At 42.9% G+C, this 16,908-nt stretch carries 18 protein-coding genes; 15 read left to right on the top strand and 3 right to left on the bottom strand.

All coding sequences use genetic code 11. From position 1 onward, the window contains the following. Positions 1-340: 340 nt before the first annotated feature. Positions 341-511 carry a hypothetical protein gene (locus DPF91_RS22010; protein ID WP_164684018.1) on the bottom strand — a complete coding sequence of 57 codons (171 nt, stop codon included), beginning with the start codon at positions 509-511 and terminating at the stop codon, positions 341-343. A 400-nt stretch (positions 512-911) separates the two neighbouring features. Between DPF91_RS22010 and DPF91_RS03055 the strand changes: the two genes are divergently transcribed. From DPF91_RS03055 to glmS, 3 genes are all read left to right on the top strand, one after another. Then, positions 912-1,388, top strand: coding sequence for an Lrp/AsnC family transcriptional regulator (locus DPF91_RS03055; protein ID WP_117232951.1), 477 nt, complete (start codon positions 912-914; stop codon positions 1,386-1,388). A 136-nt stretch (positions 1,389-1,524) separates the two neighbouring features. Further along, positions 1,525-2,289 carry a DeoR/GlpR family DNA-binding transcription regulator gene (locus DPF91_RS03050; protein ID WP_117232950.1) on the top strand — a complete coding sequence of 255 codons (765 nt, stop codon included), beginning with the start codon at positions 1,525-1,527 and terminating at the stop codon, positions 2,287-2,289. 92 nt (positions 2,290-2,381) lie between these two features. Continuing rightward, the gene (glmS, locus tag DPF91_RS03045; RefSeq protein WP_117232949.1) at positions 2,382-4,214 is read left to right on the top strand and encodes a glutamine--fructose-6-phosphate transaminase (isomerizing); all 1,833 of its coding nucleotides are present in this window, start codon (positions 2,382-2,384) and stop codon (positions 4,212-4,214) included. A 237-nt stretch (positions 4,215-4,451) separates the two neighbouring features. Here glmS and DPF91_RS03040 read toward each other — a convergent pair whose 3' ends face one another. Then, positions 4,452-5,198: an IS5 family transposase gene (locus tag DPF91_RS03040; RefSeq protein WP_277392888.1), complete on the bottom strand. Its 747-nt coding sequence runs from the start codon at positions 5,196-5,198 to the stop codon at positions 4,452-4,454. Positions 5,199-5,671: 473 nt separating this feature from the next. Between DPF91_RS03040 and yiaK the strand changes: the two genes are divergently transcribed. From yiaK to DPF91_RS02980, 12 genes are all read left to right on the top strand, one after another. Further along, positions 5,672-6,673, top strand: a complete 1,002-nt coding sequence (gene yiaK / locus DPF91_RS03035) for a 3-dehydro-L-gulonate 2-dehydrogenase (RefSeq protein ID WP_117232948.1) — start codon at positions 5,672-5,674, stop codon at positions 6,671-6,673. Between the two features lie 24 nt (positions 6,674-6,697). Continuing rightward, on the top strand, positions 6,698-7,186 hold the full coding sequence (locus DPF91_RS03030) for a TRAP transporter small permease (protein WP_117232947.1): 489 nt from the start codon (positions 6,698-6,700) through the stop codon (positions 7,184-7,186). After that, complete coding sequence (locus DPF91_RS03025; protein WP_117232946.1) at positions 7,186-8,466, top strand: TRAP transporter large permease subunit; 1,281 nt, start codon at positions 7,186-7,188, stop codon at positions 8,464-8,466. The genes DPF91_RS03030 and DPF91_RS03025 overlap by 1 nt, the downstream gene beginning before the upstream one ends. Before the next feature lie 20 nt (positions 8,467-8,486). Then, a complete protein-coding gene (locus tag DPF91_RS03020; RefSeq protein WP_117232945.1) occupies positions 8,487-9,461 on the top strand; it encodes a TRAP transporter substrate-binding protein in 975 nt (324 codons plus the stop codon). A gap of 81 nt (positions 9,462-9,542) precedes the next feature. Further along, a complete protein-coding gene (locus DPF91_RS03015) occupies positions 9,543-10,235 on the top strand; it encodes an L-ribulose-5-phosphate 4-epimerase (RefSeq protein ID WP_117232944.1) in 693 nt (230 codons plus the stop codon). A gap of 11 nt (positions 10,236-10,246) precedes the next feature. Then, positions 10,247-11,062, top strand: coding sequence for a Cof-type HAD-IIB family hydrolase (locus tag DPF91_RS03010; RefSeq protein ID WP_117232943.1), 816 nt, complete (start codon positions 10,247-10,249; stop codon positions 11,060-11,062). Between the two features lie 24 nt (positions 11,063-11,086). Continuing rightward, positions 11,087-11,575: a NanQ anomerase/TabA/YiaL family protein gene (locus tag DPF91_RS03005; protein WP_117232942.1), complete on the top strand. Its 489-nt coding sequence runs from the start codon at positions 11,087-11,089 to the stop codon at positions 11,573-11,575. Further along, positions 11,575-13,068, top strand: a complete 1,494-nt coding sequence (locus DPF91_RS03000) for an FGGY-family carbohydrate kinase (protein ID WP_117232941.1) — start codon at positions 11,575-11,577, stop codon at positions 13,066-13,068. The genes DPF91_RS03005 and DPF91_RS03000 overlap by 1 nt, the downstream gene beginning before the upstream one ends. Then, positions 13,061-13,705: a 3-keto-L-gulonate-6-phosphate decarboxylase UlaD gene (locus DPF91_RS02995; protein WP_117232940.1), complete on the top strand. Its 645-nt coding sequence runs from the start codon at positions 13,061-13,063 to the stop codon at positions 13,703-13,705. The genes DPF91_RS03000 and DPF91_RS02995 overlap by 8 nt, the downstream gene beginning before the upstream one ends. A gap of 7 nt (positions 13,706-13,712) precedes the next feature. Continuing rightward, positions 13,713-14,471, top strand: coding sequence for an IclR family transcriptional regulator (locus DPF91_RS02990; RefSeq protein ID WP_117232939.1), 759 nt, complete (start codon positions 13,713-13,715; stop codon positions 14,469-14,471). A gap of 9 nt (positions 14,472-14,480) precedes the next feature. Then, the gene (locus DPF91_RS02985) at positions 14,481-15,350 is read left to right on the top strand and encodes an L-ribulose-5-phosphate 3-epimerase (protein ID WP_117232938.1); all 870 of its coding nucleotides are present in this window, start codon (positions 14,481-14,483) and stop codon (positions 15,348-15,350) included. An 88-nt stretch (positions 15,351-15,438) separates the two neighbouring features. Continuing rightward, positions 15,439-16,638: an MFS transporter gene (locus DPF91_RS02980; RefSeq protein WP_117232937.1), complete on the top strand. Its 1,200-nt coding sequence runs from the start codon at positions 15,439-15,441 to the stop codon at positions 16,636-16,638. Between the two features lie 100 nt (positions 16,639-16,738). Here the strand turns inward: DPF91_RS02980 and DPF91_RS22005 are convergent, their stop codons facing one another. Then, the gene (locus tag DPF91_RS22005; RefSeq protein WP_164684016.1) at positions 16,739-16,876 is read right to left on the bottom strand and encodes a hypothetical protein; all 138 of its coding nucleotides are present in this window, start codon (positions 16,874-16,876) and stop codon (positions 16,739-16,741) included. Between the last annotated feature and the right edge of the window lie 32 nt (positions 16,877-16,908).

The following is a 16,908-nucleotide window of genomic DNA, read 5'->3' as shown; positions in this document are numbered from 1 at the left end:
GATGCCGGACACATATTGCAAAGCTTGTAAGAGAGTGACAGCACACAAAGCTGTTATGAAGCGTTGCATGACACAAGAAGTAGGGAATTCCGTTTTTACTAAACTACAAAGTTTCACTCAATTTATGTCTTTGTTTGCCAATGGTGAGCACTATTACAAGATGGAACCGCAGTTTTACTGCCGAGTATGCAATCAACACTCAAAAGATGAGCAATTATCACAATTGGTTCTTAAGCGACAGACGCATTTAGCTTAATTCTCAGTAGGTATATTTTCTCTTAGAAAACAAAAACGGCCTTTATCTTCTATAGATAAAGGCCGTTTTTGTTTTATATCTGGCTTATGCAGCTTTTTTTTCCGATGACGCTTCAACGATTTCGTTATCTAGCATAGTTGGCCAACCGTAAGAAGAGTATTCTTTTACTAGGGCTTGAGCTACGTCTTTAGAAACTCTTGCGTGTGTCCATTCACCGATACCAAAAGGTTTGTATGCAATTACTTGTGTCATCATTATCGTGATCTCCATTCCACTCTTGTTTTCTATTATGTAAATACACGGTTAACTTTACTTTCTTATTTAGCTCATCTTCTTTGTTTAATGGTGCAAAGTTAAAACATTTTGTTAACGGTTGGTATGTTGTTTTTATAAAAGGGGCTTTAATTTGTAGTTTAATTAGAATATTAAAAGGGTTTAGCAATACTTTATGTTGCTTTGATGTTAGCGGTGTGATGTTCTATTTTGTTTAAGCCCTATTGGTGACGGCATAAGAGAGATGAGTTGTTACATCTTAATTTCTTTCAAATTTGGCTCATTTGAATGTTAACTAAATAATTAGATGTTAATCATTTGTGGTTGTTATCGTTTCCATTACACTAACGATAATGCTTTTAAATATAGGGACTTAGGATAGATGGTATTGGACAAAACGGACTTGGAAATCTTGAGGATACTGAATGCTAAAGGCAGGGTATCCATGGTTGAGTTGGCTAAAATGGTCAATTTGACGACATCGCCATGTTCTGATCGTGTAAAGCGCCTAGAAAAAGAGAAATACATTCTTGGGTATCATGCAGAGATCTGTCCGGAGAAACTGGGGTTAGATGTTCAGGTCTTTATCCATATTCGTTTAGATCAATCGAGCTTTTCCATTTTTGATAAGTTTGCAAAAGCAGTCGACCTGATGCCTGAAATAGAAGAGTGCTATTCCTTATCAGGTGATTTCGATACCATGATCAAGGTTCGAGTAAAGAATATGCGTGCCTATCAACACTTCATGTCGACTAAACTGGGCACTTTGCCAGGAGTAATTCAAACTCGTAGCGAGGTGGTTATCGAAGAACACAAGAAAAGCTTCGGCTTAAACCCAGAGGTTCTAGACCTTTCTTAATCTCACCAAAACCACATTAAACGTAGTAGGAGAGCATCGCTCTCCTTTTTTACGCATGCCTCATGATAAATATTAGACATAAAAGTTTCGTTGTGATTTAATTGCTTTCGATTCGAAACTTGCTAGTATGAATGACATGTCAAAACGAAACACACAGCTTAGGCGTAACACCATCGCAAAACTTGTTGATGAACAAGGCGAGGTAAGTGTTGAAAAACTTTCTGAACAGTTTGAAACGTCTGAGGTAACAATAAGAAAAGACTTAGCCATACTAGAAAAAAGTGGTCTTCTACTTCGTCGCTACGGTGGCGCTATTGCGTTGCCAAAAGATGTGGTTGAGGATGAATTAGATAAAAAAGTTTCGAATCGAAAGTTGTCACTCGCAAAAGCAGCCGCTTCATTAATTAGAGAACACAATCGTATTGTGATTGATAGTGGCAGTACCACAGCTGCGTTAATCGACCAGCTAAATGACAAACGTGGCTTGATTGTGATGACTAACTCGCTAAATGTGGCCAACGCTCTAAATGCATTAGAGAGCGAGCCAACCTTGCTGATGACAGGCGGTACTTGGGATGCTCATTCTGAATCTTTTCAGGGGCAAGTCGCCGAATCTGTCCTAAGATCTTACGACTTCGATCAGCTATTTATTGGTGCTGATGGCGTTGATTTAGAACGCGGTACAACCACTTTCAATGAGCTGGTGGGTTTGAGCAAGGTGATGGCGGAAGTTTCTCGCGAAGTCATTGTGATGATTGAATCTGACAAGGTTGGTCGTCGAATCCCTAATCTGGAGCTCGCTTGGGACACGATTGATGTGTTGGTAACGGATAATCTGCTAACAGATGAACAAGCAGAATCTATTGAATCTAAGGGAGTGCGAGTTATTCGTGCTTCATAAATAAAATCAAAATTTTAAATTTAAACCTCCATATCACCTTTGCTTGCTGCTGATATTACAGTCGTTGATATGGAAACTCTGGAGATAAACATATGTGTGGAATTGTAGGTGCGGTAGCACAACGCGATGTAGCAGAAATTTTGGTAGAAGGCCTACGTCGCCTTGAGTACCGTGGTTACGACTCAGCGGGTGTAGCGGTTGTAGATGCTGAATCAAACCTAACACGCGTTCGTCGCCTTGGTAAAGTTCAGGAGCTTGCTGACGCAGTAGAAGAAGCTAATGTCATTGGCGGAACAGGTATTGCGCACACGCGTTGGGCGACACACGGTGAGCCATCAGAAATCAACGCTCACCCACACATGTCTGGCGATATTGCGGTAGTACACAACGGTATTATCGAGAACCACGAAGAGCTGCGTGAAATGCTACAAGGTCGTGGTTACGTATTCGAATCACAAACTGATACAGAAGTGATTGCGCACCTTGTTGAGTGGGAGCGTCGTACCTCAGAAACACTTTTAGAAGCGCTGCAAAAAACGGCTAAACAACTAGACGGTGCATACGGCACAGTAGCTGTTGATCGCAAAGACCCATCTCGTATTGTTGTTGCTCGCTCTGGTAGCCCAATCGTAATCGGCTTCGGTGTCGGTGAAAACTTCCTGGCTTCAGACCAACTTGCTCTCCTGAGCGTTACTCGCCGCTTCATGTACCTAGAAGAAGGTGATGTAGCAGAGATTACTCGTCGCGAAGTTACTGTATTTGATGTTCAAGGTAACTCTGTCGAGCGTGAAATCGTAGAGTCGAACGCAGAGCACGATGCGGGTGACAAAGGTAAATACCGTCACTTCATGCAAAAAGAGATCTTTGAGCAACCAACGGCGTTGATCAACACAATGGAAGGTCGTATCTCTGATACCTCTGTAATCACTAACGCGATTGGTGTTAAAGCAGAAGAGATCTTAAGCAAGGTTGAGCACGTGCAAATCATTGCATGTGGTACGTCTTACAACTCTGGTATGGCGGCTCGTTACTGGTTTGAATCTATCGCTGGCGTAAGCTGTGACGTAGAAATCGCATCCGAATTCCGTTACCGCAAGTTCGTAACTCGTCCAAACAGCCTATTAGTGACACTTTCTCAATCTGGTGAAACGGCCGATACGTTAGCTGCACTTCGCCTAGCAAAAGAGAAAGGCTACATGGCAGCAATGACTATCTGTAACGTTGCTGGTTCTTCACTAGTTCGTGAGTCTGATTTTGCATTTATGACTCGTGCAGGTACAGAGATCGGTGTCGCTTCCACTAAAGCATTCACGACTCAGCTTGCAGCAATGCTAATGATGGTCGTGTCTATCGGTCGTCTGCAAGGCCGAGTTGATGAAGCTCGCGAAACTGAAATTGTGAAAGCACTGCACGAACTGCCAACGGCGATTGAACAAGCGCTGGCATTCGACAAAGAGATCGAAGCGCTAGCTCCAGATTTTGCAGACAAGCATCACACGCTGTTCTTAGGCCGCGGTGAGTACTACCCAATCGCGATGGAAGCGTCTCTAAAACTGAAAGAGATTTCTTACATCCACGCAGAAGCATACGCAGCGGGTGAGCTTAAGCACGGTCCTCTAGCGCTTATTGATGCAGATATGCCAGTAGTCGTTATCGCACCAAGTAATGACCTGCTAGAGAAGCTGAAATCAAACGTTGAAGAAGTACGTGCTCGTGGTGGTCTGCTATACGTATTCGCAGATAAAGATGCCGGTTTCGAAAGCGATGAGAACATGAAGATCATCAAGATGCCTCACGTAAATGAAGTAACGGCGCCAATCTTCTACACAGTGCCTATGCAGTTACTGTCTTACCACGTAGCACTAATCAAAGGTACTGATGTCGACCAACCTCGTAACCTAGCGAAAGCTGTTACAGTAGAGTAATTTACAATGTAAATGTTGGTTCTTTTGTAGCAGAGCAATCAAGCCTCATACTGAGAATTGATGTATAAAACTTAAAAAGGCAGCGAAGATTTGATATCGCTGCCTTTTTACTGTTTGCTCTAGCGAGTTTTTGCCCCATTCGGTGTTTAACGTAAGTACTATATGGAAAATCGTGTTCTTTAAACCGGCTTACTTTTCGTTATTAGGACGTGTTGATCTTTGCTGTACATTTTGCATTCAAAAATACAACGGTAGCCACATTAACGTGAACGCCAGCGATAACATGCTGGCATAATTCCTTTCTAGCTTGTTATATCTACTTGAAATAGAACGATAATGCTTAATTCTTGCAAAGGCATTTTCGACCAAGTGACGATACTTATATAGACACCAATCCATACTGCCTTTGTCTATATCTTGTCGGTAATTGCGTTTAGCAATTACCGTTTCTCCACCACGCTCCTTAACAAAAGAACGGAAAGGTTCGCTGTCATATCCTTTATCACAAACGATGATGTTAACTTCATCGAGTTGCTCAACTAAACTTTCGGTATGCACTATATCGTGGCGTTGTCCTTCTGATAAATCAAAGCAAATCGGCAGGCCACCACTATCCACAGCTAAGTGAATTTTGGTTGAGTTGCCCCCACGACTTTTCCCTATTTGTACTGAGCTTTTAGTAGCTGCACCTGTGCTATGCTGACGTGCTCGAACTATCGACCCATCAAGAAAGACCCAATTAAAATCAGCCATGCAGGATAAGTTTTTGAAAAGATTATCTAAAACCCCTTTCTTTGACCAAAAGTTAAATCGTCTGTAAACGGTACTCCACTCTCCGAATTCAGACGGTAGATCTCGCCAAGGAATGCCCGTCCTCATTCGATAAAGTATTCCTTCAAATGTCATTCGATGTTCAGTTTTATCGTAAAATCTACCTGTATTTTTCATAACTTGAAGTAGTAGTTTCCATCGAATATCAGCCAAGTATTGTTCTTAGCATGGTATTGGTTATGGTTTTACTTTTGGCGAAGCAAATTATAACCCTTTACCATGCTGTTCAAAAAACACTCTCGAAAGATCAACACGCCCTTCTTCTAATTTTCGGACTTCGCTTACTTTCTACATAAGACTTTTGTACTCACAATCGATGCTCTTCCATTTTGTGGGCATAAACCAGCCACTAGATTCCGTATTGCGGAATGTATGAGCGCTCATATAGCTTTTCTAGCTTGATATCTGTGAAGTTAGTCAAATAGCGAGCTTATTTCTTTCTAAATTGTAACAAAATTGAGTATGTGGTCACAATTTGTTCTTCTATGTTTAACTTCTTTAAATTCAATGGTTTAAGTGTTTTTTTTGTATGATGTCAAAAATCTCAGTGGAACCTAGTGACTAAAAATGGAATTTGGATAATTATTAATTCCGCATTACGAAATTTATAATTTTTGGAGAAAGACATGCCTTTAGTATCAACTGAAAAACTACAACAAGAATACGAGCGCATCCTACTAGCACGTGATATGAAACCTGAAATGGCAACCAAGCTTGCTGCTGGCTTTGTAGAAATGGCGAATGAAGGTACTTATTCACACGGCATTAACCGCTTCCCTGTTTTCATCGAACAAGTCGATAAAGGTCAAATCAAACTTAACTCTGAGCCAGAATGTGTTAACCGCATGGGTGCACTTGAGCAGTGGGATTGTAACTTTGGCCCAGGTGTTCTAAATGGCCTTATCTGTGCTGAACGTGCAATGGAGCTAGCGCGTGATTACGGTATCGGCATGGTGGGTATGCGTAATTCGAACCATTGGATGCGTGGCGGTGCTTATGTACTAAAAATGGCGCGTCAAGGTTTTGCTGGTATTGCTTCGACTAACTCAATTGCAGTTATGCCTGCCTGGGGTGGTAAAGATCACCGTGTTGGTTCAAACCCGCTAATTATGGCAATTGCAGGCGAGCCACCTGTGGTTGTGGACTGCTCCATGAGCCAGTTCTCCTACGGTCAGCTACAAAATTTTGTGTTAGCAGACAAAGAGCTTCCTGTTGTGGGTGGTTTTGATGACAACGGTGAGCTAACCAAAGACCCACACGTTTTATGGGAAAACAAACGTCTACTACCTATGGGCTTTTGGAAAGGCTCTTCAATGGCAATCGTTCTAGACATGATGCTGACAGCAATTACTGGCGGTAATTCAGTTCCTGCGCTTACTGAAGACATGGGCGGTGAGTTTGGTGTTTCTCAATTTCTAATCGCTATTGACTTGAGCAAAACAATGGATGAAGGCCAATACGCGAAAGAGATGAAGCGTATTCGTGACTATGTACTTGCTTCTGAGCCAGCTGAGTCAGGTTCAGTAATGATTGCGGGTTCTGAAATCCAAAACTTCATTGATAAACATGAAGCCGCGGGCGGTATCGAAATTAATGACGGTATCTGGGAACAAATTACGTCTCTGTAATTAGTCAAAGGTGGGTAAGCTTTTATGCAAAGTGTATTGAAGAGTATTTGGAAAAGCATTGATGTGATTATGGCGGTTATTTTGACCTGTATGATCGTTCTCGTGTTTACCAACGTGGTACTACGTTATGGCTTTTCTTCTGGACTTCGTCCCTCTGTAGAATTATCTCGCCTTGGTCTGGTATGGATTGTCATGCTCGGTGCAGCCGTTGTGCTGCGCCGTGGCGAACACCTTGCAGTCTCGGAGTTTTCTGAAAGATTATTCCCGAAAGCTGTTCCTGTACTTAGACGCATTTGCTGGGTCGTAGTTCTGGTCTCTGTTGGTATGTTGTATGTCGGTTCATATCGCCAAATGATGTCTAACTGGTCAGATATTTCTCAGCTTACAGGGCTTCCTTCCGCATTATTTTATCTAGCTGGTGTCGTTTCAGGTGTATTGATGGGGGTGATTGCCTTTATGCGAATCTTCAAACCTGATTGGCAGTTAGATGACCTAGAAGAGGACAACGAATAATGACGTTAGTGATTTTCTTATCGGTATTGATTGTCTCAATCTTACTTGGTCTTCCTGTTGCATTTGCACTGCTATTGTCTTCAATGGCGCTAATGGTTCAGATGGACTTCTTTAGTGCAGACATCCTTGCGCAGTCTTTAATTAATGGTGTAGATAGCTTTACACTGCTTGCCATTCCATTCTTCCTGATTGCTGGTGAAGTGATGGCGTCGGGTGGCTTGTCTCAGCGTATTGTTCGCCTAGCAACAACCTATGTTGGTCACCGCCAGGGTGGTCTAGGCTATGTAGCTATCATGACTTCGGTACTGCTTGCTGGTTTATCTGGCTCAGCGGTAGCGGATGCAGCAGCACTGGTTAGTATCCTGTACCCAATGATGAAAGCAGCAAAATACCCCGAAGCACCATCAATGGGTTTGCTAGCGTCAGGTGGCATCATCGCGCCAGTTATCCCACCATCAATTCCACTAATCCTAGTTGGTGTTGCTGGCGGCATCTCAATTAAAAACCTATTCCTTGGTGGTATCGTACCTGGCCTATTAATGGGTATGACATTGATGTTTGTGTGGCGCATGACGGTTCGCAAAGAGAACCTAGATACATCACCAAAAGCGAGTAAAGCAGAGAAACGTGCAGCGCTTAAAGAAGGTGTTTGGGCGCTACTATTACCTGTCATCATCATTGTTGGTATTCGCTTCGGTATCTTTACTCCAACAGAAGCAGCGGTTGTTGCTGCAGCATACGCAATCTTTATCTCAACGTTTGTTTACCGCGAGCTAACGATTAAGAAGTTCTACGAAATTGTAATCAACGCTGGTCGTTCGACAGCAATGGTTATGTTCTTGGTAGGTTGTGCAATGGTTGCAGCTTGGCTAATCACAGTCGCACAGCTTCCTCAACAACTTGCAGAAATGTTAGGTCCACTGGTTGATAGCCCACGTCTACTAATGGCAGTGATTATGCTGCTAGTGCTGTGTGTTGGCATGGTTATGGACTTAAGCCCAACAATTCTAATTCTTGTACCACTACTAATGCCAGTTATCAAGATGGCAGGCATTGACCCTACATACTTCGGTCTACTGTTCGTAATAAACTGTTCAATCGGTCTAATTACCCCACCTGTGGGCACAGTTCTGAACGTAGTGTGTGGCGTCGCAAAAGTTCCAATGTCTACGGCTGTGAAAGGTGTACTGCCATTCATTGGCGCATACATGGCTTTACTTGCACTGTTTGTCATCTTCCCAAGCATTATCACTGTGCCAATGTCATTTGTCATTGGCTAACCTCGACGGAGAATATAATAATGAAATCCCTACTAAAACTAACTCTACTTGCTTCAACTATCGCTCTAAGCACAAATGCTTTTGCTGAAACAACCCTTAAGCTTGCTCACGCGGCGCCAGAGTCAGACCTTCAACAAGATCTATCTGAGTTCTTCAAAAAAGAAGTTGAAGCTCGTTCAAACGGTGAAATTAAAATCAATATTTACCCTCAAGGCCAGCTAGGCAGTGATAAGCAGATGATTGATGGTTCTCGTGCTGGCATCGTTGACTTTGCAATGGTTGGTCTAAATAACTACAACGGTATGATGCCTGAGTCTGCGGCATTCACGCTGCCGTTCATGTTCCCTGACCGTGCAACCGCATACAAAGTCCTTGATGGTGAGCCAGGCCAAGAGGTTCTGAAAAAGTTTGAAAAGTTTGGTCTAAAAGGTCTTGGGTTCCCAGAGAATGGTTACCGCAACATGACTAACAACGAGAAGCCAATTCGTGTTCCGTCTGATGTTAAAGGCCTACAGATGCGTGTAAATGGCTCAAAAGCGCTAAACGACATGTTTAATGAGCTTGGTGCTAACCCACAGCAGCTACCAGTATCTGAGCTATACACAGCACTTGAAACAGGCGTTGTTGACTCTCAAGACCACCCAATTTCTGTAACGCTATCGTTCAAGTTTGATGAAGTTCAGAAGTACCTAAGCCTAACTCAGCACGCATACTCACCACTTGTACTAACGATGAACCTACGTAAGTTCAACAAGTTAAGTGATGACGAGCAGAAGATCATAGAAGAAGTTGCTGCTGAGGCAGTCGCGATGCAACGTAAGTTAAGCATTGAGAAAGAAGACCAGATGATTTCTCAGCTTGAAAGCAACGGCATGCAAGTTAACCGTGATGTAGATGGTAAGGCATTCCAAGAAGCGATTCAGCCAGTATGGAGCGCATACATTGAGAAGAATGGCGACACTATGATCAACAAGATCAAGCTAGCAGCTAAGTAACCTCGACAGAGGGTTGCCTAGTCGATAGGTAACCCTCATAGCTCAACTCCTACCCAATAAGAATAACATCGGCAGACTCCTATGTATCAAAAACTAAAACAAAAAGTATTAAAAGCAAACTTACAGCTTCCAAAGTATGGTCTGGTGACTTTCACTTGGGGAAACGTATCAGAGATTGACCGTGAGCGCGGTGTTATTGCGATTAAACCATCGGGCGTTGAATACGATGTAATGACCGCTGATGACATTGTGATTGTTGACCTTGAAGGTAATCGTGTTGAAGGTGAGCTAAACCCATCAAGTGATACTGCTACTCACATCGAACTCTACAAAGCATTTCCTAGCATTGGCGGTATTGTCCACACCCATTCACGCAATGCGACCATTTGGGCGCAAGCCGGTAAAGATATTCCAGCTCTTGGTACCACTCATGCGGATTATTTCTATGGTGATGTGCCATGTACACGTCAGCTAACAACTGAAGAGATTCAGTCTGATTATGAAAAGAATACTGGCCTAGTGATCATTGAAGAGTTTAACCAGCGCGATATTGATCCTGTGGCTATGCCAGGTGCAATTATTTCAGGTCATGCACCATTCACTTGGGGCGAAGATGGCTCTGATGCGGTACACAATGCTGTAGTAATGGAAGAGATTGCAGCAATGGCAACAGCGACACGTGCGATTAACCCTGAAATTGCAATCCAACCGGAACTTCTTGATAAGCACTACAATCGCAAACATGGTGCTAACTCATACTACGGTCAGAAATAAGAGTAATAGTTATGCATAAATTATTGGCGTTAGACCTTGATGGAACAGTATTAAACTCAGCACATACTATTAGCCCAGTTTTGGTTAAAACCATTCAGGAAATTGCCGAGCAAAGTCATGTTGTGATTGTGACAGGTCGTCACCATGTCGCGGCAAAGCCTTATTACGACATGCTGGGGCTAACGACGCCAATAATTTGCTGTAATGGCACTTATGTTTTTGATTATGCATCGGGCTCTGTAGTCAGTGAAAGCTCAATCTCAAAACAAAATGCCGCTGAATTTATCTCTATCTCGGAAGCACATGATCTGAAAATGGTGATGTATGTTCGTGATGCGATGCTCTACTCAAGAAAGCGCCCAATCGCTTATATGGAAGCGCTATTAGAGTGGTCGCAAACCTTCCCGGTAGAGAAGCGCCCAAATATCCAAAAAGTGGATGACTTCCATCACGAGGCGCAGAAAACAGAATTCGTTTGGAAGTTTGTTGTTGAAGGTGGCGATATTGACACCTTTGCCAATCTTCCCTTTGTAAAACAGAACTTTAACGGTGAACGTTCTTGGGTGGACCGTGTTGACTTCTCAGCTGCTGGTAATACGAAAGGTAATGCACTTAGTACTTATGTTCAATCTCTAGGCATCTCGCTAGAGGAGTGTATTGCAGTAGGAGATAACCACAATGATATCTCAATGCTTAGCGCAGCAGGACTTGGTATTGCAATGCAAAATGCTGATGAAACGGTCAAGAACAATGCCAACCTAGTGACAGAAAAATCAAATGATGATGAAACGAGTCTAGCTAATTTACTGCGTGAATTGTTGCTGTAGAAGTTCGTTAAAAAGAGAATCTATATGTTAGTCGGAAATACTCAGCCAACACTAATGACCAAGTCATACCCTGTTGTTGTGCAAAATGTCCTTGAATACCTAAATAGTTTAGACACTCAATCTCTGGCATTGGGTCGCCATGCACTGCCGGGCTTTGAATCAGATAAGGCGTGGTTTGTGGTTTTAGAGTATCAAAAAGAGCCACTAGAGAACTTTCAGCCAGAGGTTCATAAGTATCATTCAGATCTGCAAATTGTTTTGGATGGTTCAGAAACGATGGCTTGGTCGTTTGATAGTGGTGAGCACACCAATGCAGAACCATACCTAGAGCAGCGTGACTTACAGTTTTATGAGAAAGAAGGGATTGAGCTTAACTTTATTAAAGCGACACCTAATCAGTTCTATCTATTCACCCCGAATATCGTTCACATCACTAATATTGAAGATGGTAACTGTGAACCAGTAAGGAAGCTGGTGGTGAAGATTCATAACGATTTACTGGAAGCAAAATAATGAATTACTACATTGGTATCGATTCGGGCGGTACGTTTATGAAAGCCGCACTGTTCAACGCAAAGGGTGAACAGCAGGGGTTAGCTCGCGTATCAGCAAGTGTCATTAATGACAAACAAGGGTGGGTTGAGCGAGATTTAGACGCACTTTGGGCTAATGCTGTGGCGGTGATTAAACAGTTAATTGACACCACTAAGGTTGATTCAGCAGCGATCAAAGGGCTCAGCATCTCAGCTCAGGGTAAGGGCGTTTACCTACTTGATAAGAAAGGACACAACCTTGGCTATGGCATTATGTCTTCAGACTCACGAGCATTGCCAATTGTCAAACAGTGGTTAGCAGAAGGCAAGGCGCAAGAGGTCTACCCAACCACTTTGCAAACGCTTTGGACTGGTCACCCAGTCTCTATTATCCGCTGGATTAAAGAGAATGACCTTAATCGCTATAACCAAATTGGCGCGGTACTGATGTCTCATGACTACCTCCGCTATCGTTTAACTGGTGAAGTCGCGGCAGAGTTAACCAATATTTCGGAGAGTAACTTCTTCAACTCCATTACTGCGCAATATGATAAATCTCTGCTTGAGACCTTTGGTATTGAAGAGATCTGGAACGCACTGCCTCCTGTTGTGACACCGCAGCAGCAAGCAGGCAAAGTTACCGCACAGGTAGCAGCAGAAACAGGCTTAAGTGAGGGCACTCCGGTATTTGGTGGTCTTTTTGATGTGGTTTCAACCGCAGTCTGCTCGGGAATTAACTCTTCAGAAGAAACATTGAACTATGTCATGGGTACTTGGTCGGTTACGTCAGGTATCTCCAAGCAGGTAACTGAAGCATCACATAACTTTGTTTATGGTCACTATGCTGTTGATGGTGAATATATCATTCATGAAGCGAGCCCAACCTCAGCAGGAAACTATGAGTGGTTTGCCGACTACCTTGGTGAAGACGGTGAACTCAATCATGCTGAAAACCAAGCCTTAGTTGAAGCACTAGAGCCTGCAAGCAGTAGTGTCTATTTTGTCCCATTCCTATATGGCTCAAATGCTGGCCTTGGGCTTAAATCAGGCTTTTATGGTTTACAGTCTCATCACACTAAGGGCCACACCATTCAAGCGATCTGGGAAGGCATTCTATTTTGCCATAACGTTCATTTGGAACGGATGCGTCAGCGCTTCCCTAAGGCGGATCTGCTTAAAGTAACTGGCGGTCCTTCATCAAGCTCAGTGTGGATGCAGATGCTTGCGGACCTAACTGGATTGACGGTTGAAGTCTCAAGTATTGATGAAACTGGTTCTTTGGGTGCGGCAATGGTAGCCATGGTAGGTGCCGGTGAATTCGCTTCACTAAAAGAGTGTAGTGAAACACTAGTGACTGATAGTAAACGAATTTACCCAAACAAAGATAATTACCAGCGCTATCAGAACAAATTTAAAAACTACCAGCGACTGGTAGAACTATTCAAACAATTTGAGGAACAAACGGATGTCTAGACCATTACTACAAATGGCACTTGATGCGACTGATATTGAGACAGCATTAGCATCAGTGGAAAAAGTTGCAGACAAATTGGATGTGATTGAAGTCGGGACTATTTTGGCTTTTGCCCATGGGGTGGACAGTGTACGTGTTGTGCGTGAGAAGTATCCGAACCACACCATCGTCTGTGATATGAAGATCACCGATGCAAGCGCTATCTTGACTCGCCTTGCAATGGAGGCTGGGGCCGATTGGGTAACCGTGAGTGCAGCAGCGCATATTGAGACTATTCGTTCGGCCAAGAAAGTAACCGATGAGTTTGCTGGTGAAGTTCAAATTGAGCTCTATGGCCATTGGACTTTAGAAGATGCGAAAGCTTGGGTTGAGATGGGCATAACACAAGCTATTTATCACCGTTCACGTGATGCTGAGCTTGCTGGTGTGAGTTGGACCGAAGAAGACTTAACCAAAATGCAAAAATTATCTGAACTTGGAATTGAACTATCTATAACTGGTGGTATTGTTCCAGAGGATCTGCATTTGTTTAAGCACCTTACTGCAAAATCTTTTATCGCTGGCCGAGCTTTGGCTGGTGAAAATGGATGTGAGATCGCGGATAACTTCCACAAAGAAATAGGAAAACACTGGTAGTACTTATATGAGTGAACAAATTAAATCGTTGTCTAAAGCCTTAACTGTATTGGAATTTCTAGGGGATTTCCCAAATGGTGTTTCACTGCAAAAAATTTCAGAGGGGACGGGGTTTAATAAGTCATCAATTCATCGCATTTTATCGACGTTTGAAGCGTCAGGTTACGTTGCTCAAATGCTTTCAGGTAAAGAGTATCGATTGACGATGAAGCTCGTTCACCTTGGCCATGCAGCAATAAATTCCGATGTAACAGGTGCGGTTAAGCCTCACCTTGAAGGACTGCTGCTTGATGTAAAAGAGACCGTAAACTTTCTCTCTTTTGATGCTGACAACATTATCTTCAAAGATAAATTTGAGCCAGCAGATGCATCGTTTAGAACCCGAACTTATGTTGGTTTGCATTCGCCAATGTATTGCTCGGCGGCTGGTAAGTGCTACCTCGCGTTTAGCTCCGAGGCTGTACGTGAAGCGTATTGGCAACGCAATGCAAGCACGATGAAGCCATTAACTGAAAATACCATCTTGGATAAAGGCGACTTTTTCAAGGTTCTTGACCAGATCAAAGAGCGTGGTTACGCCCTAGATGATGAAGAGAACGAAGCGGGTATTTCATGTGTGTCTGTCCCTATTTTCGATAAGAATAAATCTCCGGTATATGCAGTAAGTGTCTCTTCGCTAACACCAAAAATGAAAGCACTAGGCTACGAAGAGTTAGCAAAGAAAATTCAAACAGTTACTGAGAATATCGAACAACAACTCTTTTAAGGAATAAAGATGTTTGATTCAAATAACAAATTCAGATTAGGTATCTACGAAAAAGCAATGCCAGCGGCTTTAAGCTGGGAAGAGCGCTTCATTTATGCAAAAGAAGCAGGCTTTGATTTTGTTGAGATCTCGGTGGATGAAACCGATGAACGCCGCGCTCGCTTAGATTGGTCCGATGAAGAGATCTACGAGCTTCGTCGCCTATGTGAAAAGCATGCAATGCCATTCCAGTCGATGTGTTTAAGTGCGCACCGTAAGTTTCCATTTGGCTCTATGGATGAAGCAACTCGTAATGAATCATTTGTCATCATGGAAAAGGCAATTTCTCTTGCTTATAAATTGGGTATCCGCTGTATTCAGATGGCGGGTTACGATGTTTACTACGAACCGCAAACAGCAGAAACTCATGTACGATTTATTGATGGCATGAAAGAAGCAACCAAGATGGCGGAGCGCGCAGGGATTATGCTCGGTGTTGAGATCATGGATACGCCTTACCTGAACTCGCTAAGTAAGTTTGAAGTGCTTAAGCGAGAGATCCCATCACCATACTTTATGGCTTACCCAGATGTCGGCAACATCTCAGGCTGGAACTACGATGTTTGTACTGAACTTAAGCTGAGCCGTGATCACCTAGTACAGGTTCACTTAAAAGATACGCTGCGTGTGTCTGAAACGTGTAAGGGGCAGTTCCGTGACCTTGTTATTGGCGAAGGCCAGGTAGACTTCCCAGCGATCTTCAAGACACTTGCAGAGATTGATTACAGCTCTCCGTTGGTGATTGAGATGTGGGCTCAGAATGACAACTGGCTAGAAGATATTAAGCAGGCAAAAGCAACACTCAAACGTATTGCTAATGAGTCAGGCTTTGAACTTTAATGGCTAGATAAACAGCATTGATTCTATTGGAAAAGCAGAAGGAAACTTCTGCTTTTTTATTATCTTTTAGTAGGTTAGAGAACTGCTTATGAAAATGCGTTTACTGCATGACACGCCATTGCTGCTGCTTTCGCTGATATTTTTTATCTGGGGTTTGATTACCGTTTGTAGCAACTCATTGATTCCTCACTACAAGGAGGTCTTTGAGCTTGATTATAAAATGGCGATGCTCTTCCCAATGGCCTTTTTTATTACCCGGATAACGGTCTCGTTACCTGCGTCATTTATTATGGCTAAGCTAGGTTATAAAACCACATTGAGGTATTGCCTTTATTGGTGTCTATTTGGTTGCTTAGCAATGGCTTATTTAGTTAGAGAGCAAGTGCTTTTTACTACTCTTCTTGGCATATTGCTCATGGCTTCAGGCGTCTCAGCAATACAGGTGGTTAGCTCACCTTATGTTTCGCTACTTTCAAGTGCAGACAAAAGTGTTGGCCGTCAAGCTGTGGCAACGGCATCTAACTCGGTTGGTACGGTAATAGCTCCTCTGGCTTTAACCTCTGTGATCCTGCTTGCTCATCTTTTTGACATCACAGAGACTGCAGAGAATGTTTCAATTCTCTTTCTATGTATTGCGCTCTGTTTTGCCGGACTGTTGATCTTTTTTCATTGGATCGATCTGCCAGATATTACAGTGAAACAGCACAGTGGCTTTTGGCAAGGGTTTGTATTTATCTTAGCGAATCGCCAGTTCATGCGGTTCGCTTTAGTACTGTTGCTCTATATCGGCGTTGAGGTGAGTTTTGGTACTTTTACTATCACTTACCTAGCTGAGGATGGCTATGGCAATTTAGGCCTAGTGAATGCGACCCAGCTGATTGCATGGTATTGGGTGTTTATGTTTGCTGGCAGGCTATTGTTTGCAAAATATGGTCATCGAGCCAGTCATCACCAATTGTTTATCTTCGCTTGCCTTGTGGCTGTTGTAGTGAGTGCATTAGCAACATTATTTATCGATCATCGAATTGGATATTTACTACTGTTGGTTGGATTATGTAATTCAACGCTCTATCCGATTATCTATGCACAAGCTTTGCATGCTGCTGGTAAACAGAGTGCACAAGGTGCTGCTATTCTGATTATGTGCTCAATTGGTGGTGCGGGTTTACCATTTATTCAAGCCAGTTTGATTGACTCGATATCATTACAGGGGAGTTATATTGTGCCGGGTATCGCGTACTTAGTGATGATAGGTTTGTACTATTTAAGTGCGGTTCGAGCAGGGTAAATCGATGGTAAGTTTGAAAGGTAAATTACTGAGTGGATGTATGTATAAGAGGCGTAAAACCACCTCTCTACACACTTTCTAGTAGCTTTAATCTATATGATTAGAACCAAGCAGAGGCAACTAGTATTACAATTGCAGACATTGCAAGAGTCAGCTTAGCGAAGAATTGCATCTCGTCTAGAAGAGAAGGTTTAACTAGAGTTTCGTTGTTTTTATCCGTCATTACTGTAGCGTTCATATCTATTTCTCATCTTAGTGTGTGATATGTGG

The organism is Vibrio maerlii, assembly GCF_003415655.1.
In the GTDB taxonomy this organism is placed as follows: Bacteria; Pseudomonadota; Gammaproteobacteria; order Enterobacterales; family Vibrionaceae; genus Vibrio; species Vibrio maerlii.
This window is presented reverse-complemented; position numbering and strand designations above follow the sequence as displayed.